The organism is Microbacterium sp. AG157 (assembly GCF_003385695.1).
Taxonomy (GTDB): Bacteria; Actinomycetota; Actinomycetes; order Actinomycetales; family Microbacteriaceae; genus Microbacterium; species Microbacterium testaceum.
Genome location: NZ_QRDK01000004.1, coordinates 49309 through 70566, shown reverse-complemented (window position 1 = coordinate 70566; position 21258 = coordinate 49309). Strand labels below are relative to the sequence as shown.

Genomic DNA, 21258 nt, shown 5'->3' with positions numbered 1-21258 from the left:
TCCACGGGGCCCCTCGCCTACGATGGGGGGATGCCGCGACCGCGGCGTCGTATCGAGGAAGAAGTGGTGATCGTGAGAAGCCTCGTCTGGTTCGCGTTGGGCATCGTCGGCGGTTTCGTCGCCGCCCACCTCGTCAACAAGGACCCCCGCGGGCAGGAGGTGCTCGCGCAGCTCGACTCCCGCATCGGCGAGTTCACCGACCGCATGAGCGACGCCTACCACGCGCAGGAGACCCGCCTCTCCGAGATCATCGACGATGCGAAGAGCGTCGCGTCCTCCGCGGCCGAGAAGACCACCGACGTCGTCGACGACGCCGCCAGCGCCGCCAAAAAGGCCGTTTCCTCCTCCGACTGACCCCCACCGGCCACTCGCCCCACCCGTGGGGCGGATCCGCATGCGTACGGAAAGACCCGCCATGAAAACCGCCGAGATCGCCCAGCGCTTCCTCGACTTCTTCGAGAAGAAGAACCACACGATCGTCCCCTCGGCCTCGCTCGTCACCGACGACCCGGCTCTGCTGTTCACCGTGGCGGGCATGGTGCCCTTCATCCCGTACCTCAGCGGGGTCGTTCCGCCGCCGTACCCGCGTGCGGCCGACGTGCAGAAGTGCATTCGCACGAACGACATCGAAGAGGTCGGCAAGACCCCGCGTCACGGCACCTTCTTCCAGATGCTCGGCAACTGGTCGTTCGGCGACTACTTCAAAGAAGACGCGATCCGTTTCGCCTGGGAGCTGCTGACGGCGCCCGAGGCGGAGGGCGGCCTCGCGTTCGATCCGAAGGACCTCTGGGTCACGGTCTACGAAGAAGACGACGAAGCGCGCGAGCTCTGGCTGAAGCTGAGCTCTCTGCCCGACGAGCGCATCCAGCGCCTGGGCAAAGACACGAACTACTGGTCGACCGGTCTGCCCGGCCCCGCCGGCCCGTGCTCGGAGATCTTCTTCGACCGCGGCCCCGAATACGGTGTCGACGGCGGCCCCGCCACCGACGACGACCGCTACGTCGAGATCTGGAATCTCGTGTTCATGCAGTACGAGATCACGAACGTGCGCTCGAAGTACGACTTCGACATCGTCGGCGAACTGCCCGCAAAGAACATCGACACCGGCATGGGCCTGGAGCGCATCGCGTTCATCAAGCAGGGCGTCGACAACATGTACGAGACCGACCAGGTACGCCCCGTGCTCGACCTGGCCGCACAGCTGGCCGGCAAGGCGTACGGACAGGAGTCGCACGACGACGACGTGCGCCTGCGCATCGTCGCCGACCACGTGCGCTCCTCGCTCATGCTGCTCGCCGACGGCGTGACGCCCTCGAACGAGGGCCGGGGCTACATCCTGCGCCGCATCATGCGTCGCGCGATCCGCTCGATGCGCCTGCTCGGCGTCGAAGGTGCCACATTCCCCGAGCTCTTCGCCGCCTCGCGCGACGCCATGAAGGAGTCCTACCCCGAGGTCGAGACCGACTACGCCCGCCTTTCGGCGTACGCGATCGCCGAGGAGCAGACGTTCCTCCGCACGCTCGCGGCCGGTTCCGCCATCCTCGACCAGTCGGTCGTGGAGGCCAAGAACGGCGGGGGCACGACGCTGTCGGGCTCCGAGGCCTTCCTCCTGCACGACACCTACGGTTTCCCGATCGACATGACGCTCGAGATCGCCGAAGAAGCCGGGCTGACCGTCGACCGCGGTGCCTTCGACCAGCTCATGCTCGAGCAGCGCACGCGCGCCAAGGCCGACGCACGCGCCCGCAAGGGCACGATCGCCGACCAGAGCGCCTACCGCGAGTTCCGCGCCCACGGCGAGACCGTCTTCACCGGCTACACCGAGATGCAGACGGAATCGAGGGTGCTCGGCATCCTGATCCAGGGCGCGGGGACGGACCGCGCCGCCGAGGGCCAGATCGCCGAGGTGATCCTCGCCGAGACCGCCCTGTACGCCGAGTCGGGAGGACAGGTCGCCGACAAGGGCGTCATCGTCGGCCCCGGGTACGAGCTCGAGGTGCTCGACGTGCAGCGCCCGGTCCCGGGACTCGTGAGCCACACCGTCGAAGTGACGACCGGCGAGGTGTCGGTCGGTGCCCCCGCGACCACCGTGGTGGACGCGCTCAACCGCCACGCCGCCCAGCAGGCCCACACCGCCACTCACCTCGTTCATGCGGCGATCCGCGACACGCTCGGCAAGACGGCGACGCAGACCGGTTCGCTCAACCGCGCCGGCTACATGCGTTTCGACTTCAGCTGGGGCTCGGCGCTCTCTCCCGAGACGCGTACCGAGATCGAAGACATCGCCAACAACGCGGTGCGCGACAACCTCGAGGTCACCACGCGCGTCATGTCGCTCGACGAGGCGAAAGCCGCCGGCGCCATGGCACTGTTCGGTGAGAAGTACGGCGATACCGTCCGTATGGTCGACATCGGCGGCCCCTGGTCGCGCGAGCTGTGCGGTGGCACGCACGTGTCGCGCAGCGCAGAGATCGGCCTGGTCAACCTCGTGGGCGAGCAGTCGGTCGGCGCGTCCAATCGCCGCGTGGAAGCCCTCGTCGGCCTCGACGCCTTCCGCGACCTCGCCGCCGAGCGTGCGATCGTCTCCCAGCTCAGCTCGAGCCTGAAGACGCCGCGCGAGCAATTGCCCACGCGCATCGCCGAGCTGGCGGCGAACCTCAAGGCCGCCGAGAAGAAGATCGCCGCCTTCGAAGCGCAGGCTCTGACGGGTCGCCTCCCGCAGCTGGTCGAATCAGCCGTCTCCGTCGGCACCGTGCGCGTGGTCGCGCAGAGCCTGGGGGAGGGCGCCTCGGCCGACGACGTGCGCTCGCTCGCGCTGCAGGTGCGTGACCGCCTGGGCAGCGACCCCGCAGTCGTCGCTCTCGCGAGCGTCACCGGAGGCCGCGCGACAGTGGTCGTCGTCACGAACGACGCGGCACGCGAACGAGGGCTTGCCGCGGGCGCCCTCGCCAAGGCCGCGGCGGGCGTCCTCGGAGGTGGCGGTGGCGGTCGTCCCGACGTCGCCCAGGGCGGAGGAACGGATGCCGCAGCCCTGCCCCAGGCGCTCGAGGGCATCGTCTCGGACGTGCGGACGACGATCGCGTGACGGCGTTCCGGCGTGGTATCCGGTTCGGTATCGATGTCGGGCGCGCCCGCGTGGGCGTCGCCCGGTCGGATCCTGACGGGGTGCTCGCCGTCCCCGTCGAGACGGTACCCCGCAAGGGAGAGCCGATTCGCCGTATTGCGACCCTGGCGTCAGAGTACGAGGCGTTCGAAGTGCTGGTGGGGCTCCCGCTGAACCTGCGTGGCGAAGACACGCCGTCGACCACCGACGCCCGGGCCTTCGCCGCGGCATTGGCGGCGGCTCTCCCGATGACCGTCCGTCTGGTCGACGAGCGCCTGAGCACCGTCTCGGCGCAGAGTGTTCTGCGCGAAGCAGGACGTTCCCAGCGTGATTCTCGTAGCATTGTGGACCAAGTCGCCGCTGTGGTGCTTCTGCAGCAGGCACTCGACGTGGAGCGACAGTCCGGTGAGCCGGCCGGACCCGCCGTAACACCGGGACAGGAGCCCGCCTGACATGCCCGAGAACCAGCCTCCCGAGAACGATCCGTTCGCGGATCTCTACGGTCGCCTGCCCGACCCGCGCACCGGAGCACGCTCCTCCCGCCGCGCCGCCGCCTCGGGAGAGAACGCCCCGCCGTCGCGCCGCGCGGCTCGTGAAGCCCGGCGAGCGGCGACCGAGGCCACGCCGACGATCTCGCCGGAGCAGGCCGCCGAAGTCGCGCCATCCGTGCCTGCCGAGCGCGGAGCCGAACCCGCGCCGGCACCCCGAGTCGCGGACGCGCAGCCGCCTCTCGACCCGGCCGCTTCCTCCGAGCGGCCGCGAGCCTTCCCCGCCGAGCCGGCTGACGCCCCGCGCAGCGGTTCGACGCCCGCCCCTCGTTCCGCAGCCGAGCAGTCGGCAGCTCGAGCGGAAGAGCACGCACCCGCGCGACGCGCCGATCACCCGTCATCGCAGACGACACGCGACACCGCTGCCGCGGGCGGCCGCGACGAGGCGGCGCCGGGGCCGCGCCGCAACGGTGCTTCTGCCGCGGCCTCCACGGCGGCAACGGAGCCGGCAGTCGCGGGCCGTGCCTCGCGCGCTGTGCGAGATCAGGCGCCTCGCACGACATCCGCGCAGAACACGCCCTCCGGCGCCGCCGCGCAGCCCGCCCGCGACACGCAGTCCGCCGCCTGGCAGGCCGCCGCCCGCCGCGCGGACGCTCCCCGCTCCGCCGAGACGCCTCACGCTCCCTCCTCGTCGCGCCGCACCGAGCCGGCTCGCGACCGCGAACCCGCCCTCGTCGGTCCCGGCGCGGCGGCTGCCGCCTCCGCCGCGCCGGGAGCCGCGGCATCCGGATCCCTCGAAGAGCTCTTCACCGGCGAGACCACCACGCAGCAGATCGGCTGGGCACCGCAGAAGCCCCCGAAACGGCGGCGTCATGTCGGTCGTTGGATCGCCCTCGCGATCGTGCTGATCCTCGTCGGCGGTGTCGCCGGCGGCGGGTTCGCCCTGTGGAACACCTACGGCGAACGGATCCAGGCATTCCTCGGCAATGGCGAGTCCCTCGACTACCAGGCCGGCCAGGCGACCGGTGAGGCACGCGTCACGATCGTGTCGGGCGACACGGGCCAGTCCGTCTCGCCGAAGCTCTTCGAGGCGGGCGTCACGAAAGCGTCCAACTCGCTCTACAAGTACATGGTCGACAACGCCGTGGGGTTCACGTTCCAGCCCGGCGTCTACAAGCTCCAGCAGCAGATGACCTCCGAGGCCGTGATCGCCGCGCTCCGGGACCCCGCCAACCGTCTCGACAACTCCGTGCAGCTGCGCGAGGGACTGACCCTGAAGCAGTCGCTCGACATCATCTCGGAGCAGACCGGCATCGCGCGAGCCGACCTCGACGCCGCGGTCGCGACCCCCGCGACCTACGGGGTGTCGGCCCCGACCCTCGAGGGCTGGATCTTTCCAGCGACCTATGACTTCGACGACGGCGTCACCGCCTCGCAGGTGATCGATCGTATGGTCAAGCGCACGATCGAGTCGCTGGACAAAGCCGGCGTCGCCCCGAACGATCGGGAGCGAATCCTCACGATCGCCTCGATCATCGAGCGCGAGGCCCGCAGCAGCGAAGACTTCTACAAGGTCTCGCGTGTCATCGAGAACCGTCTGCAGCCCGACAACACCGAGACGCACGGACTGCTGCAGATGGATTCCACCGCGCAGTACGGAGCGAACGAACTCGATGCTGGAGCCTCGTCGTCGAGCGCGAACGCCTTGAACAGCGACAACCCGTACAACACCTACAAGTACCCGGGACTTCCGGTCGGGCCGATCGCCAACGCCGGAGACCTCGCGATCGACGCCGCGATGCACCCCGTCGACGGCCCCTGGTACTACTTCACGACGGTGAATCTGTCGACCGGCGAAACCGTGTTCTCGACCACCTACGCCGATCAAGAGAAGGCTGTCGCGCAGTTCCAGCAGTGGTGCCGCGAGAATCCGAACGGCGGATGCTGACCGGCCGCCGCCTCGCCGTCTGGGGCGACCCGATCGCGCACTCGCGATCACCCCGACTGCACGCGGCGGCCTACGGCGTGCTCGGCCTCGACTGGGAGTACGGGCGTCGGCAGGTCGACGAGGCGCGCTTCGCCGACGCGGTGGAGGGGCTGGATGCCGACTGGCGCGGTCTCTCGCTCACCATGCCGTTGAAGCATGCCGCCGCCCGCTCCGCCGTCTCGCTCGATGACGATGCGCGCCTCACGGGCGCCGTCAACACCTTCCTGCTGACCGAACGCGGGCCCCGAGGCTTCAACACCGACGTGGGCGGCTTGGCGCGCGCCCTCGACGAGATCGGCGTGCGCGAGCCCGAGGCGGTCCGCGTGCTCGGCGCCGGGGCGACGGCGACCTCCGCGGTGGTCGCCGCCGCCCGTGCGGGAGCCGGGCTCATCGAGGTACGCGCCCGGCGGCCCGAGGCCGCCGCGCCCCTCGTCGCCCTCGCCGATGCTCTGGGAGGCGTCGTTCGCGTCGTCGCCCTCGACGACCCCGAGTTCGCACCGGTGGACGCCACGATCGCAGCGCTGCCGGGAGGCACCGACCTCGGCCGCGTCGCCGACCAGCTGGCATCCGTCTCCGGCCCGCTCGTCGACGTCGTCTACGGGGGCTGGCCGACCCCGCTCGCTCAGGCCTGGGAACGCGCGGGCGGCGAGGCGCACGACGGTCTCTCGATGCTGCTGCACCAGGCTCTGCTGCAGGTGCGCGTGTTCGTCGGAGGGGACCCCGCGATCGCCCTGGAGCACGAGGCCGAGGTGCTGGCCGCAATGCGCACCGCGCTCATGGGAGACTAGGACCATGCTTCGCGTTCTCACCGCCGGCGAGTCCCACGGCCCCGAGCTGATCGCCCTCATGGAAGGGATGCCGGCCGGTGTCCCCATCTCTTCGGCGCAGATCCGCGCCGAACTGGCGCGCCGTCGCCTGGGATACGGCCGCGGTTCGCGCATGAAGTTCGAAGAGGACGAACTATCGCTGTCCACGGGCATCGTGCACGGCTTCACGATCGGCAGCCCCATCGCGCTGCGCATCGGCAACACCGAGTGGCCGAAGTGGACCGAGGTCATGAGCCCTGAGCCCGTCGAGCTCTCCGACCGTTCGCGCGGGCGCGGCGCCGCCCTGACGCGGCCGCGCCCCGGTCACGCCGACCTCGTCGGCATGCAGAAGTACGGCTTCGACGAGGCGCGCCCGATCCTCGAGCGCGCCTCGGCCCGCGAGACGGCCGCGCGCGTGGCCCTGGGTGCCGTCGCCCGTTCGTTCCTCAACGAGCTCGGCATCCGGCTCGTCAGCCACACCCTCTCGATCGGTCCCGTCCGCGTCCCCGACGACGCGGAATTCCCCACGCCCGACGACGTCGACCGTCTCGACGCCGATCCGCTGCGCTGCTTCCACGCCGAGACGAGCGCCGCCATGGTGGACGAGGTCGACGATGCGAAGAAGTCCGGTGACACCCTCGGCGGCGTCGTCGAGGTCCTCGCCTACGGCCTTCCGCCGGGGCTGGGCTCCCACGTTCAGTGGGATCGTCGCCTGGATGCCAGGCTCGCTCAGGCACTCATGAGCATCCAGGCGATCAAGGGCGTCGAGGTCGGCGACGGCTTCCTCACCACCACCCGCCGTGGATCGCAGGCCCACGACGAGCTGTTCGCCACGGGCGACGGGATCACACGGTCGTCCGACCGTGCGGGCGGCACCGAGGGCGGCATGTCCACGGGGACCGTGCTCCGCGTGCGCGCCGGCATGAAGCCGATCGCGACGATCCCTAAGGCCCTCCGTACGGTCGATGTGGCGACCGGCGACACCGCGGCGGCACACCACCAGCGCTCCGATGTCTGTGCGGTTCCGGCAGCCGGTGTCGTGGCCGAGGCCATGGTCGCGATCACCCTCGCCGACGCCGTGCTCGAGAAGTTCGGCGGCGACAACATCGTCGAGACCCGCCGCAACGTCGAGACCTATCTCGCGAACCTGCCCGAGACGCTGCGCACGACCGACGCGTCCGACGCGGCGCTCCTCGCGCATGACCTCGCCTGAGCAGCCCCCCGCCGGCCCTGCCGTCGTGCTCATCGGTCCGATGGGCGCGGGCAAGACCAGCGTCGGGCGCCGCGTGGCGCGAGCGCTGGGCACGCCCTTCACCGATACCGACAAGCTCGTCGTCCGCGACCACGGCCCGATCCCGGCGCTGTTCGTCGCCCACGGAGAGCCGCACTTCCGCGCCCTCGAGCGCGAGGCGGTCGTCGAGGCCCTGGGTCGCGGCGGCGTGGTCGCGCTCGGCGGGGGAGCGGTCCTCGACCCGCTGACGCGCGAACGTCTGCGCGCGCACCGCGTCGTGCTGCTGACCGTGGCGCCGCACGTCGTGGCATCCCGGATCCACGGCGATGAACGGCCGTTGCTCGGGGGAGAAGACCCCGCCGCACGGTGGCAGCGCATCTTCGAAGAACGGCGGCCCGTCTACGAGCAGACCGCCGACATCGCTTTCGACACCTCGTCGGGCCCGCTCGCGCGAGTCGTCGACGACATCGTGGCCTGGGCACGCCGTGTGCCGGCCGGAGAGACGGCATGACCGACACCACCACCATCAGCGTCGCCGGCGAGCCCGGCTACGACATCACGATCGGACGGGGCCTTCTGTCCTCGCTCGGCGAGACGCTGCCCGCGGGCGCGCAGAAGGTGCTGGTGGTCCACCCGCCGACGCTCGCGAAGCAGGCCGAGGAGCTTCGCGCCCAGCTCATGGGCGATCGTCAGGTGCTGCTGGCCGAGATCCCGGACGCCGAGGCCGGAAAGCGCGTCGAGGTGGCGGCGTTCTGCTGGCAGGTCATGGGGCAGGCGGACTTCACCCGCACCGACGTCGTCGTCGGCTTCGGCGGGGGAGCGGTGACCGATCTGGCCGGTTTCGTCGCCGCGACGTGGCTCCGCGGCGTCGCTCTCGTGCAGGTTCCGACAACCGTGCTGGGAATGGTGGACGCCGCGGTGGGCGGCAAGACCGGCATCAATACCGCCGAGGGCAAGAACCTCGTCGGTGCATTCTGGCCGCCGGTCGCCGTGGTGTGCGATCTCGACCTGCTCGATACGCTGTCGAAGAACGAAGCGACCGCCGGCTTCGCCGAGGTGGTCAAGGCGGGCTTCATCTGGCATCCGGAGATCCTCGATCTGATCGAGGCCGATCCCGAGGGGATCGTGAACCCCCGCGGGGACGGCTTCCGTCGCTGCGTCGAACTCGCGATCGACATGAAGGCGCGCGTGGTCGGCGAAGACCTGCGCGAGGCGGGGTTGAGGGAAGTGCTGAACTACGGGCACACCCTCGGACACGCGATCGAGCACGCCGAGCGGTACCGCTGGCGTCACGGCGCGGCGATCTCGGTCGGCATGGTGTTCGCGGCCGAGCTGTCGCGCCTCGCCGGTCGGCTCTCGGATGACGTCGCTCAGCGCCACCGCACGGTGCTGGAGTCGCTCGGGCTTCCGACGACGTACCGGGCCGGGGCGTTCCAGACCCTCAAGGCGACGATGCAGCGCGACAAGAAGAGCCGCGGCAGCATGCTGCGCTTCATCGTGCTCGACGATCTCGCGCGTCCCACCGTGCTGCAGGCGCCCGATGAATCGCTGCTGTTCGCGGCATACCAGGAGGTCGGTGCGTGAGCATCGCCGTGCGCCGCGTGCGCGCGGATGAGGGCGGCCGCGTGCGCGAGCTGCGACTACGTGCGGTCAGCGACCCGGTGGCATCCATCGCCTTCCTCACCAGCTACGAGGAGGAGCAGGATCGCGATCCGGCCTTCTGGGACGAGCGTGCGGCGGGCGGCGCCACGGGATCGGCCGCGGCGATGTTCGTGGCCGAGGACGGCGACGCGTGGGTCGGATCGGTGACCGTGCTGGTGCGCCGTGTGGGAGATGTCGACCACACGGGGCGGCGGCTGGGTACGGGGCGCGCCGACGTCGTCGGCGTCTACGTCGCCCCCGAGGCGCGGGGGAGCGGGGCGATCGACGCCCTCCTCGACGCCGCCGCGCACTGGAGCGCCGGCCAGGGCTTCGAGACCCTGTCTCTCGACGTGCACGTCGACAATGCCCGTGCCCAGGCCGTGTACCGGCGCGCGGGCTTCGCTCCGACGGGCGAGACCTTCACCGGTCCCATCGGCGCCGAACTCGCCATGAGTCGGTCGCTTCGCACGCTCTGACGCGCATTCCGCTGCGCGGACGGCCGCGCGCACGTCGGATTACCGCGCTGTGATCGGGCCACCCCGCCCCCGTCTTCGAACCCCTTGCGAATCTCCGGATCGACGAGGCGCGCGACTGCCGAGGCGGTGGCATCCGGTCCTGATTCCGTCTCGAATCCGACGTCGAGCGCGGCCTTTCGAGATCACCCGCGCACGCCCCGCCCTCCGGAGAAGACGGGGCGTGCGCGTGTCGGTCAGACCGTCGAGGCGACGCGGCGCTCAGCGGCGAGACCGAGCTGATCGGTCGGGACGTCCTTCGTCTCGCGGGCGGTGAGGGCACTCACCGAGGCGATCACGGCGATGACGGCGGTGAAGAGGCTGATGACGACCCAGCCGCCGGCTGATCCGCCGCCGAGGGCGGCGACGATGCTCGGGGCGAAGCCGGCCATGAGGAAGCCGAGCTGGGTGCCGATCGCCATGCCCGAGAAGCGGACCCGGACGCTGAACATCTCGCCGTAGAACGAGGGCCACACGGCGTTGGCCGCGGCGTATCCGCACGAGAACGTGAGGATCGCGAGACCGAAAGTGACCAGGTTGTTCCCGGCGCCCATCGACAGCATGTAGAACGGCATGAAGGCCGCCGACGACAGCGCCCCGTAGATGAAGACGGGCTTGCGGCCGATGCGGTCGGCGAGGGTGCCGAACAGCGGCTGCGTGAACAGTGCGACCACGTTGGCCACGACGACGAGCCACAGCGTGACGCTCGCGTCGAGACCCTCCTCCTTGCCGTAGGCGATCGCGAGGGTGCCGAAGACGGTCGACACCGCGGCGATGAACGCGCAGCAGATCACTCGCAACACGTCGCGCCAGTGATTCTTCAGCAGCGGCACCAGCGGCATGCGGGCGATCTGACCGTCGGCCTTGGCCTGCTCGAACTCGGGCGTCTCGTGCAGGCTCCGTCGGATGAAGAACGCCACGATCACGACGACGGCGCTCAGCCAGAACGGCACGCGCCAGCCCCACGAGAACTTGATGTCATCGGGCAGGGCGACCACCGGGATGAAGATCAACGCCGCGAGGATCTGGCCGCCCTGGGTGCCGGTCAGCGTCCACGAGGTGAAGAACGAACGCCGCGAATCCGGAGCGTGCTCGAGGGTGAGAGACGACGCTCCCGCTTGCTCGCCGGCGGCGGAGAGACCCTGGGCGAGACGGCAGAGCACCAGCAGCACGGGGGCGAACCAGCCGATCTGCGCGAACCCGGGGAGACAGCCGATGACGAAGGTCGACAGCCCCATCAGCAGCAGGGTGAACATCAACACCTTCTGGCGTCCGATGCGGTCGCCGAAGTGGCCGAGGATGATCGCGCCGAACGGGCGGGCGATGTAGGCGAACCCGAAGGTCGCGAACGACATCACCAGCGCCGCCTGGTCGCCCGAGGGGAAGAACACCGTCGGGAAGATGAGGGCGGCGGCGGAGCCGAACAGGAAGAAGTCGTAGTACTCCACGGCGCTTCCCATGAAGCTGGCCGTGGCCGCCCTCACGGGAGTCTTCCGCGTCGTTGCGGTGGTGGTCATGGACGAGTGCTCCTTAGCGGGCGAGGGCCGGATCGACGGGGGAGTCGGCGGCGACGAGGTCGAGGAAGTGAGCGGTCATACGGTCGGGATCGGGTCGCGTCCCGGTGATGAGGGCGAAGGCGGCGACGGCCTGGTGGACCGCCATGCGTCCGCCGCTCAGGGTGCGGCACCCGCGCTCGCGTGCGGTGACGAGAAGTTCGGTGTCGAGCGGGCGGTACACGATGTCGGCGACCCACAGCTCGGGGCGCAACAGGTCGGCGTCGAGGGGGAGGCCCGGGTGTTCCGCCATGCCGACCGGGGTGCAGTGCACGAGCCCGTCCGCGTCGGCGAGTACCGCGGGCAGATCGGCCGCAGAGGCCGTATCGACGGCGGCGAGCGGATGACGCCGGCCCAGGTCGTCCGCGAGAGCCGTCGCGCGAACCGGGTCGAGGTCGACGATGCTCAAGCGAGTGGTTCCGAGACGCAACAGGGCGTCGGCGACTGCCGAGCCAGCCCCTCCGGCGCCGAGCTGGACGACGTGTCGGGTACCGGCACCGGGGAGTCCGTCACCGAAGGCCGCGGCGAAGCCCGTCGTGTCGGTGTTGTAGCCCACACGGCCGGCGGGTGTGAACAAGACCGTGTTGACGGCGCCGAGAGCGGCGGCGACCGGATCGACGCGGTCGAGGTGGGCGAGCACGCTCTGCTTACAGGGGTGCGTGACGTTGACGGCGTCGTACCCGAGTCGCTCGGCCCAGGCGAGGAGGTCGCCGATGCGGTCGGGGGCGATCCCCAGGGCGGTGAGGTCGAGGGGGCGATACACGTACGTGATTCCGAGGGCGCGAGCCTCAGCCATGTGCATCGGCGGCGTCAGCGAGGGCAGGACCCCCGTGCCGATGAGGCCGACGAGATACGGGTGCGCGTCGTTCACGGGACTCCTTCGTGTCCGCGAGGCGATTATGTACTAACCGGTACGTTCAGAGGAAATCATGCCTCGCCGACGGTGTCAACGATCGATTCCGGTGCCGTTGCCGCTGTCCGCGGTCGGCGCGCGGGGCGAGAGACCCGGACCGCCTCAGCGCGACGGTGCCGTCAGCCACCCGACCACGACGTCGCCGATGACCGCGCGCAGGTGCGTCCGCCGGTGGGGCGAGGCGAGGTCGACATCGAAGAGGTGCCCGAAGGTGTACTGATTAGCGACCTGGAACACGCAGTACGAGCTGATGACGAGGTGCACGTCGATCGCGTCGACGTCGGTCCGGAAGATCCCCGCCGCGCGCCCGCGCTCGAGGATCTCGTCGAGCAGCCCCTTCGCGGGCTGCGACAGGGTCCGCAGCCCCTCGATCTGGCGAATGAAGGCCCCGCGGTGGATGTTCTCGATAGCGACGAGGCGGATGAAAGCATCGTGGCCGACGTGGTGGTCGTAGGTGAGCTCGGCGAGGGCGCGGATGGCATCCACCGGGTCGGCGTGGTCGACGTCGATCGCGCGCTCAGCCTCGCGGATGCCGCGGTAGGCCTGTTCGAGCACGGCCCGATACAGACCGTCCTTGCTGCCGAAGTAGTAGTAGATCATGCGCTTGGTGGTGCGCGTGCGGGCCGCGATCTCATCGACGCGGGCACCCGAGTAGCCGTCTTCGGCGAACACCTCGGTCGCCACGGCCAGCAGCTCGGAGCGGGTGCGTTCGGCGTCTCGACGTGCCTCGGCCATGACCCCAACCTACTGGAGAGGGGAGTGGACCACGTTTGTACTAACTGGTACATTCGGCCGCCATGAGGACCTCGATGGCGACCGTCTGCATCAGCGGCACCCTGGCCGACAAGCTCCACGCGTGCGCCGACGCCGGCTTCGACGGCGTCGAGATCTTCGAGCCCGACCTGCTCGCCGCGCCCGAGAGCCCCGAGGAGATCGCCGCCCTCGCCGGCAGATTGGGCCTCGCTCTCGACCTGTACCAGCCGCTGCGCGACGTCGAAGGCGTCGACGAGCCGGCCTTCGCCGTGGTCCTGCGCCGCGCGGAGGCGAAGTTCCGCCTCATGAACCGCCTCGGAATCGACCTCGTGCTGTGCTGCAGCAACGTCGCGACCGCGACGATCGACGACGACGCCGTCTCGGCCGCGCAGTTGCGGCGACTCGGCGATCTCGCCCGGGACTACGGCATCCGGATCGCCTTCGAGGCGTTGGCCTGGGGGCGCTTCGTCGACGACTACCGCCGCGCGTGGCGCATCGTCGAGCTCGCCGACCACCCCGCGGTGGGGGTGTGTCTGGACTCCTTCCACATCCTCTCGCGCGGGCATGACACCTCCGCGATCGCCGACATCCCCTCGGAGAAGATCTTCTTCGTCCAGCTCGCCGATGCCCCGCGGCTCAGCATGGACGTGCTCTCGTGGAGTCGGCACCACCGCCTGTTCCCGGGCGAGGGCGACTTCGACCTCGTCGATTTCACCGCGCGAATCGTCTCGGCCGGGTACACCGGTCCGTGGTCGCTCGAGGTGTTCAACGACACGTTCCGACAGACCGACGCGCGCCGGACGGCCCGCCACGCGCGCCGTTCGTTGCGCTGGCTCGAAGACGCCGTCTCGAGAGTGCTCCCGGATGCCGTGGGCCGCGACGATCTGGCGATGCTCCCCGATTCGGCGGCCCCTTCGGGAGTCGACTTCGTCGAGATCAAGGCGGAGGACACCTCGGCCGTCGAGGAGCTGCTCGGTCAGCTCGGGTTCACCTCGCGCGGACGCCACCGCACGAAGCCGGTGACGCTGTGGACCGCCGGCAACGCCCGCCTCGTCCTCAACGAGCAGCACGCCCGCGGCTGGGAGCCGCGGCTGGCTGCGGTGGGCCTCGAGGTCGACGACGCTGAGGCCGTGGACCTGCGCATGGACGAGCTGCACGTCCCTCGCGCCTACCGCCGCACCTACGCGAGCGAGGAACGCCTCGACGGCGCCGTCGCCCCGGACGGCACCGAGGTCTACTGGGCGCAGGCCGCCGACGAGGGCGAACCCGCCTGGGTCGCCGAGTTCGAGCATGGCGAGCCCGAGCGCGCCAGTGCCGTGGTGGGCGTCGACCACGTCAGTCTGTCGCAGCCCTGGCAGGCCATCGAGGAAGCGACGCTGTTCTACACCGCCGGCTTCGCCCTGCGGGTGGACAGCAGTACAGAGGTGCCGGGGCCGCAGGGTCTCGTCGCCAGCCGCGTTCTCGGCGCCCCCGGCGGCGGCGTCCGCCTTCCCCTCAACGTCGCCCCTCCGATCCTGGCCGGGGAGCGCGCCGGCGCCGCTCTGCCCCAGCACGTCGCGTTCGCGTGCAGCGATGTGCGGGCCCTCGCCCGATCCGCCCGTGAGCGGGGCTTCGTCCCGCTGGCGATGCCCCGTAACTACTACGACGACCTCGCGGCGCGTTTCGAGATGACGGATGCCGCTGTCGACGAGTTACGCGAGCTGCACCTGGGGTACGACCGCGACCACGCGGGGGAGTACCTGCACTTCTACACGCGCACGATCGGCGAGGTCTTCCTCGAGTTCGTCGAGCGCGTGGACGACTACGCGGGCTACGGCGCGGGCACGGCCCCCGTGCGACTCAGCGCCCAGGGGCGGCGCTGATAGCGTGCCTGGCATGACCACCCCCCGCCGACTGCTGCTCGTCAACGGCCCGAACCTCAACCTGCTCGGGACCCGCCAGCCCGAGATCTACGGCCGCGACACCCTCGCCGACGTCGAACGCGTGACGACCGAGGCCGCCGAGAGGCACGGGCACGAGGTTCGCGCGATCCAGAGCAACCACGAGGGCGTGCTGATCGACGCGATCCACGCCGCACGACTCGACTGCGCCGGGATCGTCATCAACGCCGGAGGGCTGACGCACACCTCGGTCGCGCTGCGGGATGCGCTGGCATCCGTCTCCCTCCCCGTCGCCGAGGTGCACATCTCGAACATCACGGAGCGCGAAAGCTTCCGTCACTTCTCCTACATCGAAGACGTCGCCGTCGTGCACGTCATCGGCGAAGGGGTGCCCGGCTACGCGCGCGCCGTCGACCTGCTCATCAACGTGGTCGTGGGTCGGGCCGACGGCTGACGGCAGGGATCACGTAGACTCTGACGTCGGGCTCTCGCCCACTTCGACTCACGAAACGGAATATCGGCACTCATGGCATCCACTGCAGACATCAAGAACGGCGTCGTCCTGAACATCGACGGTCAGCTCTGGAGCGTCGTGGAGTTCCAGCACGTCAAGCCCGGAAAGGGCGGCGCGTTCGTCCGCACGAAGCTGAAGAACGTCATGAGCGGCAAGGTCGTCGACAAGACCTTCAACGCCGGCGCCAAGATCGAGACCGAGAACGTCGACCGCCGCGACTTCACGTACCTGTACAACGACGGCGACGGTTTCGTCTTCATGGACGTCGCCGACTACGACCAGATCACGGTTGGTGCCGCCACCGTCGGCGACGCCGCCAACTTCCTGCTCGAGAACCAGCAGGTGCAGATCGCCCTCAACAACGGCAACCCGCTGTACGTCGAGATGCCGCCGTCCGTCATCCTCGAGGTGACGTACACCGAGCCCGGCCTGCAGGGCGACCGCTCGTCGGCCGGCACCAAGCCCGCCACGGTCGAGACCGGCTACGAGATGCAGGTTCCCCTGTTCCTCGAGACCGGCACCAAGATCAAGGTCGACACTCGCACCGGCGAGTACCTCGGCCGCATCAGCTGACGGTGAGCGCCCGTACGAAAGCGCGCAAGCGCGCCCTCGACATCCTCTTCCAGGCCGACGTGCGCGGCGAAGAGCTGGCGATCATGCTGGCCACCGAAGCCAAGCGCGCGGCGAACGAGCCTGCTCGCGAGGCCTCGTGGCTGTACGCCCGCGACATCGTCGACGGCGTGATCGACAACCGCGACGCGATCGACGAACAGATCACCACGTTCGCGAAGGACTGGTCGCTTCAGCGCATGCCCGCCGTGGACCGCGCGCTGTTGCGCATGGGCACGTGGGAGATCCTCTACAACGACGAGGTGCCCACGGCCGTCGCGATCGATGAGGCCGTGGAGCTCGCCAAGGAGTTCTCGACCGATGACTCGGGATCGTTCGTGCACGGCGTGCTGGCGCGGATCGCGCGTTCGTCCTGACCTCGTGCGACGTGTTCCGACGCGGCCCCGACCTCTCGTCGGTGGCCGCGTCGCCTCGTTTCCGCCCCCGCGGCGGCGGCGAGCTGCCGCCCGCGGCTCGCACCCCACGCATAAACGCGATCCGCGCGCATAAACGCGAGGACAGCGCGTTTATGCGCGCCAATCGCGTTTATGCGTACCAAGAGGTCGCCGGGGGCGCCGTACCGACCACGATGGCAGTGGCTCACGGAAGGATCGAACCGTGACCTCGTGGCGCGACCTCGTCCCCGCGGGCGAGACGACCGCGTTCGAGCCGCTCGCCCTCGGTATCGAGCTGCGCCAGCGCGAGGCCTACGACCCGTCGCGCTGGGGTGCGCGTGCGGTGGTGCCGGTGACTCCACGATCGCTCGCGAAGCGACAGGACGACCTCCAGCTCGTCGCCCGCCCTCTCGTGCTCGGGGCGCGCGAGGCATGGATCCGCGCGGATGCCACGTGGGATGCCGTCAGACGGTCCTCCGGGCGGTTCGCCCCCGCGCACGTGAGGTGGTTCGCCGAGCTCCACGCCCTGGCGCAGGCCCTGCGCACGGCGGGGCCCTTCGCTCCCTCGGGGGACACCGTGGCGCTCGACGCCATCGACTCGCCGCTCCTGTGGCCGCATCTCGCCGCGGCCGAGGGGCTCGGCATCCCCCTCGTTCCGATGCACGCGCAGCAGCGGGTGCGTCTTGCGCGCGAAGCGGAGGTCCGCGTGGCTCTCGACGCGGTCGGTGGGGGAGCGCTCCGCGTGTCTGCGGCCCTCGACATCGACGGGCGGTCGACGGATGCCGCGCATGCCCGCGCGATGGGCGGTTCGGGGCTGTTCTCCTACGAGGTCGACGTCGACCCCGTGCCGGTCGTGCTCGCAGCTGTCGATCTGCCCGAGCCGCTGCCGTCTCTCCTGGGCGCGCCCCCGGTCGATGTACCCCCGTCCGACGCCGCGGAGTTCGTGGCAGAGGTCTACCCCCGTCTCGCGCGGCGCGCGCCGTTATCGGTGGGGGCGGGGGTGCCGGCGCCTCCGGCGGCTCGCCCCACGCTCGAGGTCGCGGTGGGCTACGACGACGACGAGATCGTGACGTACCACCTCACCTGGGCGTATCCCGGCGGCCATCGGGTCGTCTACGGCTCGGACGGACACGATCCCGAACGCGAGCTGCGAGCCGAGGCGCAGATCGGGGAACGGTTCGAGTCGGCGTGGATGTCGGCGGCATCCGACCTGCCGATCTCGGCGAGCGCGATTCTGCGCGACGCCGATGCCGCCGTGTTCGTGACGCGCGTGCTCCCCGCGGTCGACGTCCTCGACGACGTGCGGGTGAGGACGACGGGCACCGCGCCCACCTTCCGCGAGCTGCGTGGAGACCCGTCGCTGCGCATCACAGCGGTGGAGTCCCTCGACCGGGATTGGTTCGACCTGGGGATCGTCGTGACCATCGAGGGGCGCACGATTCCGTTCGGGACGCTGTTCTCCGCCCTGTCGCGCGGCCGGACGCGTATAAAGCTCTCAGACGGAGCGTGGTTCTCTCTCGCGCACCCGGCTCTCCAGCGTCTGCGGGATCTGTTGGAGGAGGCCGCGACTCTCGACGAGTGGGAGACCGGTCCGCGACTCCCGCGGACCCACCTCTCGCTGTGGGCGGAGTTCGAGGACCTCGCCGACCAGTCCGACGCGGCCGTGGAGTGGCGGGGGTTGGCGCGCGCCCTGCGCCATGTCGCGGAGGTGCCGGCGGTGCCGACGCCGGAAGGGTTCCGCGCCGAACTGCGGCCGTACCAGCGCGAGGGGCTGTCGTGGCTCGCGCTGCTGCACGCGCACCGACTCGGCGGCATCCTGGCCGACGACATGGGGCTCGGAAAGACCCTGCAGTTGCTCGCCCTGGTCGCGCATACCCGCGCTCTCGGCGAGGGCCGTCCCTGGCTCGTCGTCGCCCCCACGTCGGTGCTGCCCACCTGGCGGGACGAAGCCGCGCGTTTCGCCCCCGATCTGCGGGTCGCGCTCGTCGAGACCACCTCGGTGCGGCGGACGCAGACGGTCGCCGCGATCGCCGCGGGCGCCGACATCGTGGTGGCACCCTACGGGGTCGTGCGGACGGATGCCGACGAGTTCGGCGTCCCGCACTGGGCCGGCGTCGTGCTGGACGAGGCGCAGTTCGTGAAGAACCCGGCGACACGGATCCACCGGGCGATCGCGTCGCTGACGACGGACGCCGTGTTCGCTGCCACGGGCACTCCCATCGAGAACGGTCTCGACGACCTCTGGGCGCTGCTGGCTCTCACCGCCCCGGGGCTGTTCCCCTCGATCCGCCAGTTCCGCGAGGACTACACGCGCGCGATCGAACAGCTGCCCGCCGATGCCCCCACCGCCATCTCGGCGGCCGCGGCGAGCGCACACCGGGAGAAGACGCTGGAGCGCCTGCGTCGACGGGTGCGGCCGTTCCTGCTTCGTCGCACGAAGGACGTGGTGGCATCCGATCTCCCTCCCAAGCAGGAGCAGGAGATCGCCGTTCCCCTCGGCCCCGCCCACCAGGAGCTCTACGACCGGGTGCTGCAGCGCGAGCGGCAGAAGGTGCTGGGGCTTCTCGACGATCTCGATCGGCAGCGCTTCATCGTGTTCCGTTCGCTGACGCTCTTGCGCATGCTCGCGCTGGCGCCGGGGCTCGTCGACGAACACGATGCGCACCTCGGCTCGGCGAAGCTCGACGTCCTGCTCGAGCGCCTCGTCGAGGTCGCCGCCGAGGGCCACCGGGCATTGGTCTTCAGTCAGTTCACCTCGTTCCTCGACATGGCGGCGCAGCGACTGGATGCCGCGGGCCTGTCGTATGCGCACCTCGACGGGTCGACGTCCCGACGCGGTGACGTGGTGGAGGGGTTCCGCGGGGGAGACGCCCCGGTCTTCCTGATCAGTCTCAAGGCGGGCGGGTTCGGCCTGACCCTCACCGAGGCCGAGTACGTGTTCGTGCTCGACCCCTGGTGGAACCCCGCCGCGGAATCGCAGGCCATCGACCGCGCGCATCGCATCGGGCAGACGAAGAGCGTGTTCGTCTACCGGCTGATCGCCGCGGGCACGGTGGAGGAGAAGGTGCGGGCCCTGCAACATCGCAAGGCTGCGCTGTTCGACGCGGTGATCGACGACGACGATGCGTTCGCGGCGTCGTTGGACGCCGACGACATCCGGGGACTGCTCGGGCCCTGATCGAGTGGGCGCGGGACCTCGCCGACCCGCCCGCTCTCCCTGAACCCGTTCAGCCGCCCCCGCGTAGACTCGTGTGGTTCGCCAACGACACAGGAGCGGCATGAAGATCACCGGCCTCGGCCACGCGGGAATGTTCATCGAGACGCGCGGCGGCAGCATCATCTGCGACCCCGTCATCGGCCCGAGCTTCTTCGGCTCGTGGTTCCCGTTCCCCGACAACCGCGCCCTCGACTGGGAGCGCTTCGGCAAGGCGGACTTCCTCTACATCTCGCACCGCCATCGTGACCACTTCGATCCGGCGATGCTCGAGCGGTACGTGCCGAAAGACATCGCGGTGCTCCTGCCCGAGTACCCGACCGATGACCTCGAGCAGGACCTCATCGCGCTCGGCTACACGAACCTCATCCGCACCGAGGCCGGCGTGCCCCTGCAGTTCGGCGAGCTGAAACTCATGGTGACGCCGCTGCGCGCCCCCTCCGACGGCCCGATCGGCGACTCGTCGCTGTCGCTCGACGACGGCACCGCGTCGATCCTCAACCAGAACGACTCGCACCCGCTCGACCTCGACAAGCTGTTCGCCTTCGGCAAGCCCGACGCGTACTTCACCCAGGTCTCGGGCGCGATCTGGTGGCCCATGGTCTACGACCTGCCCCAGGACGCGAAGCAGAACTTCGCGCAGCTCAAGCGCGACGCGCAGAACAAGCGCGCGATGTACTACATCGACAAAGTGGACGCCGAGCACGTTTTCCCGATGGCCGGTCCGCCGATGTTCCTGCGCGAAGAGCTGTTCCGCTACAACGGCACGGGCCTCGAGAACGACTCGATCTTCACCGACCAACGGGAGTTCCTCGCGCACATGAAGGAGCAGCGCCCCGACCAGAAGGGCTACCTGTTCCTCCCGGGGACCGAGGTCGAGGTGCAGGGGTCGGACGTCACCGTCACCCAGACGCTGTACACGGATGCCGAGATCGAGCGTGTCTTCGGCGACAAGTGGAACTACCTGGCCGAGCAGCGCGACAGCCGCCAGGCAGAGGTACAGGCCGAAGAGGCCACCCGCGCGGAGGTCCTGCCGCCGGCCGAGATGCTCGCGGCGATCAAGGAGTGGTGGGAGCCGCTGCTGCGCCGCGCGCGCACCATCCGCAACGGTGTCGGCGGCATGGTGCGCTTCCGCATCGGCGAGCTCGACATGGTCGTGGACTTCCCCAAGGCGAAGGTCCGCGAGTACGCGGGCGAGGAGTGCATCTACTGGTACACGATCCCCGCCGACCTCGTGTCGACGAACATCCGCGACCACGAGATCGACTGGTCGAACTCGATCTTCCTGTCGATGCAGTTCGAGGTGGGTCGTTCGGGCAAGTTCAACGAGTTCCTCACGACGTTCCTGAAGTGCCTGTCGCGCGACCGCATCGAGTACGTCGAGAACTGGTACGCCGAACAGTCGGACCAGACCGAGGATGCCGAGATCGACGGCTGGACCGTTCAGCGTCGCTGCCCGCACCTGCGCGCGGACCTCACCAAAACCGGCAAGATCGAGAACGGCGTGCTCACGTGCTCGCTGCACGACTGGAAGTGGGACCTGGCCAGCGGTCGTTGCCTGACCACGACCGGGCACCCGATCCGCTCTACGCCCAGCGGCGAACGCGCCGCGGCCGAGCGGGCCGCCGCCGAGGTCGCCGCGGGCTGAGGCTGCCGCTC

18 protein-coding genes are annotated in these 21258 nt (G+C 69.9%); 15 read left to right on the top strand and 3 right to left on the bottom strand.

All coding sequences use genetic code 11. The features are described from left to right. Positions 1–30: 30 nt before the first annotated feature. From DEU35_RS13045 to DEU35_RS13005, 9 genes are all read left to right on the top strand, one after another. The gene (locus tag DEU35_RS13045; RefSeq protein ID WP_103209507.1) at positions 31–354 is read left to right on the top strand and encodes an ATPase; all 324 of its coding nucleotides are present in this window, start codon (positions 31–33) and stop codon (positions 352–354) included. A 61-nt stretch (positions 355–415) separates the two neighbouring features. Continuing rightward, on the top strand, positions 416–3085 hold the full coding sequence (gene alaS / locus DEU35_RS13040) for an alanine--tRNA ligase (protein WP_116239768.1): 2670 nt from the start codon (positions 416–418) through the stop codon (positions 3083–3085). After that, a complete protein-coding gene (ruvX, locus tag DEU35_RS13035) occupies positions 3082–3555 on the top strand; it encodes a Holliday junction resolvase RuvX (RefSeq protein WP_103209511.1) in 474 nt (157 codons plus the stop codon). Before alaS ends, ruvX begins: the two co-directional genes overlap by 4 nt. A 1-nt stretch (position 3556) precedes the next feature. After that, positions 3557–5539 (top strand): endolytic transglycosylase MltG, encoded by a 1983-nt coding sequence (gene mltG, locus DEU35_RS13030; protein WP_116239767.1) that lies wholly within the window; start codon positions 3557–3559, stop codon positions 5537–5539. After that, positions 5533–6366 carry a shikimate dehydrogenase gene (locus tag DEU35_RS13025; RefSeq protein ID WP_116239766.1) on the top strand — a complete coding sequence of 278 codons (834 nt, stop codon included), beginning with the start codon at positions 5533–5535 and terminating at the stop codon, positions 6364–6366. The genes mltG and DEU35_RS13025 overlap by 7 nt, the downstream gene beginning before the upstream one ends. Before the next feature lie 4 nt (positions 6367–6370). Next, a complete protein-coding gene (aroC, locus tag DEU35_RS13020) occupies positions 6371–7597 on the top strand; it encodes a chorismate synthase (RefSeq protein ID WP_116239765.1) in 1227 nt (408 codons plus the stop codon). Next, positions 7584–8126 (top strand): shikimate kinase, encoded by a 543-nt coding sequence (locus DEU35_RS13015; protein WP_103209522.1) that lies wholly within the window; start codon positions 7584–7586, stop codon positions 8124–8126. The genes aroC and DEU35_RS13015 overlap by 14 nt, the downstream gene beginning before the upstream one ends. Continuing rightward, on the top strand, positions 8123–9199 hold the full coding sequence (gene aroB / locus DEU35_RS13010; protein ID WP_103209525.1) for a 3-dehydroquinate synthase: 1077 nt from the start codon (positions 8123–8125) through the stop codon (positions 9197–9199). Before DEU35_RS13015 ends, aroB begins: the two co-directional genes overlap by 4 nt. After that, complete coding sequence (locus DEU35_RS13005; RefSeq protein WP_116239764.1) at positions 9196–9732, top strand: GNAT family N-acetyltransferase; 537 nt, start codon at positions 9196–9198, stop codon at positions 9730–9732. Before aroB ends, DEU35_RS13005 begins: the two co-directional genes overlap by 4 nt. A 233-nt stretch (positions 9733–9965) precedes the next feature. Here the strand turns inward: DEU35_RS13005 and DEU35_RS13000 are convergent, their stop codons facing one another. The 3 genes from DEU35_RS13000 to DEU35_RS12990 form a co-directional block, all read right to left on the bottom strand. After that, on the bottom strand, positions 9966–11285 hold the full coding sequence (locus DEU35_RS13000; protein WP_103209530.1) for an MFS transporter: 1320 nt from the start codon (positions 11283–11285) through the stop codon (positions 9966–9968). 13 nt (positions 11286–11298) lie between these two features. Then, positions 11299–12192, bottom strand: a complete 894-nt coding sequence (locus DEU35_RS12995) for a shikimate dehydrogenase (RefSeq protein WP_116239763.1) — start codon at positions 12190–12192, stop codon at positions 11299–11301. A gap of 144 nt (positions 12193–12336) precedes the next feature. Then, positions 12337–12969, bottom strand: a complete 633-nt coding sequence (locus DEU35_RS12990) for a TetR/AcrR family transcriptional regulator (RefSeq protein ID WP_103209535.1) — start codon at positions 12967–12969, stop codon at positions 12337–12339. Positions 12970–13031: 62 nt separating this feature from the next. On the opposite strand from DEU35_RS12990, the gene DEU35_RS12985 reads away from it, so the two are divergent. The 6 genes from DEU35_RS12985 (at position 13032) to DEU35_RS12960 (ending at position 21247) form a co-directional block, all read left to right on the top strand. After that, positions 13032–14849, top strand: a complete 1818-nt coding sequence (locus DEU35_RS12985) for a sugar phosphate isomerase/epimerase and 4-hydroxyphenylpyruvate domain-containing protein (protein WP_116239762.1) — start codon at positions 13032–13034, stop codon at positions 14847–14849. 13 nt (positions 14850–14862) lie between these two features. Beyond that, a complete protein-coding gene (locus tag DEU35_RS12980; RefSeq protein ID WP_116239761.1) occupies positions 14863–15321 on the top strand; it encodes a type II 3-dehydroquinate dehydratase in 459 nt (152 codons plus the stop codon). A 72-nt stretch (positions 15322–15393) separates the two neighbouring features. Then, positions 15394–15954, top strand: a complete 561-nt coding sequence (gene efp, locus DEU35_RS12975) for an elongation factor P (RefSeq protein WP_056231743.1) — start codon at positions 15394–15396, stop codon at positions 15952–15954. Positions 15955–15956: 2 nt separating this feature from the next. Beyond that, the gene (gene nusB, locus DEU35_RS12970) at positions 15957–16367 is read left to right on the top strand and encodes a transcription antitermination factor NusB (protein ID WP_103209542.1); all 411 of its coding nucleotides are present in this window, start codon (positions 15957–15959) and stop codon (positions 16365–16367) included. Positions 16368–16608: 241 nt separating this feature from the next. Then, entirely contained in the window at positions 16609–19563 is a 2955-nt protein-coding gene (locus DEU35_RS12965) for a DEAD/DEAH box helicase (protein ID WP_116239760.1), read from the top strand. Positions 19564–19663: 100 nt separating this feature from the next. After that, positions 19664–21247 (top strand): MBL fold metallo-hydrolase, encoded by a 1584-nt coding sequence (locus DEU35_RS12960; RefSeq protein ID WP_103209548.1) that lies wholly within the window; start codon positions 19664–19666, stop codon positions 21245–21247. The last annotated feature ends 11 nt before the right edge of the window (positions 21248–21258 follow it).

Bases quoted from the DNA above. Each gene is read 5' to 3' on its own strand.
- DEU35_RS13025 (WP_116239766.1), top strand. From the start codon at position 5,533: ATGCTGACCGGCCGCCGCCTCGCCGTCTGGGGCGACCCGATCGCGCAC.
- DEU35_RS13000 (WP_103209530.1), bottom strand. From the start codon at position 11,285: ATGACCACCACCGCAACGACGCGGAAGACTCCCGTGAGGGCGGCCACG.
- efp (WP_056231743.1), top strand. From the start codon at position 15,394: ATGGCATCCACTGCAGACATCAAGAACGGCGTCGTCCTGAACATCGAC.
- mltG (WP_116239767.1), top strand. From the start codon at position 3,557: ATGCCCGAGAACCAGCCTCCCGAGAACGATCCGTTCGCGGATCTCTAC.
- alaS (WP_116239768.1), top strand. From the start codon at position 416: ATGAAAACCGCCGAGATCGCCCAGCGCTTCCTCGACTTCTTCGAGAAG.
- aroB (WP_103209525.1), top strand. From the start codon at position 8,123: ATGACCGACACCACCACCATCAGCGTCGCCGGCGAGCCCGGCTACGAC.
- DEU35_RS12960 (WP_103209548.1), top strand. From the start codon at position 19,664: ATGAAGATCACCGGCCTCGGCCACGCGGGAATGTTCATCGAGACGCGC.
- DEU35_RS13015 (WP_103209522.1), top strand. From the start codon at position 7,584: ATGACCTCGCCTGAGCAGCCCCCCGCCGGCCCTGCCGTCGTGCTCATC.
- DEU35_RS12980 (WP_116239761.1), top strand. From the start codon at position 14,863: ATGACCACCCCCCGCCGACTGCTGCTCGTCAACGGCCCGAACCTCAAC.
- DEU35_RS13045 (WP_103209507.1), top strand. From the start codon at position 31: ATGCCGCGACCGCGGCGTCGTATCGAGGAAGAAGTGGTGATCGTGAGA.
- aroC (WP_116239765.1), top strand. From the start codon at position 6,371: ATGCTTCGCGTTCTCACCGCCGGCGAGTCCCACGGCCCCGAGCTGATC.
- DEU35_RS12985 (WP_116239762.1), top strand. From the start codon at position 13,032: ATGAGGACCTCGATGGCGACCGTCTGCATCAGCGGCACCCTGGCCGAC.
- DEU35_RS12990 (WP_103209535.1), bottom strand. From the start codon at position 12,969: ATGGCCGAGGCACGTCGAGACGCCGAACGCACCCGCTCCGAGCTGCTG.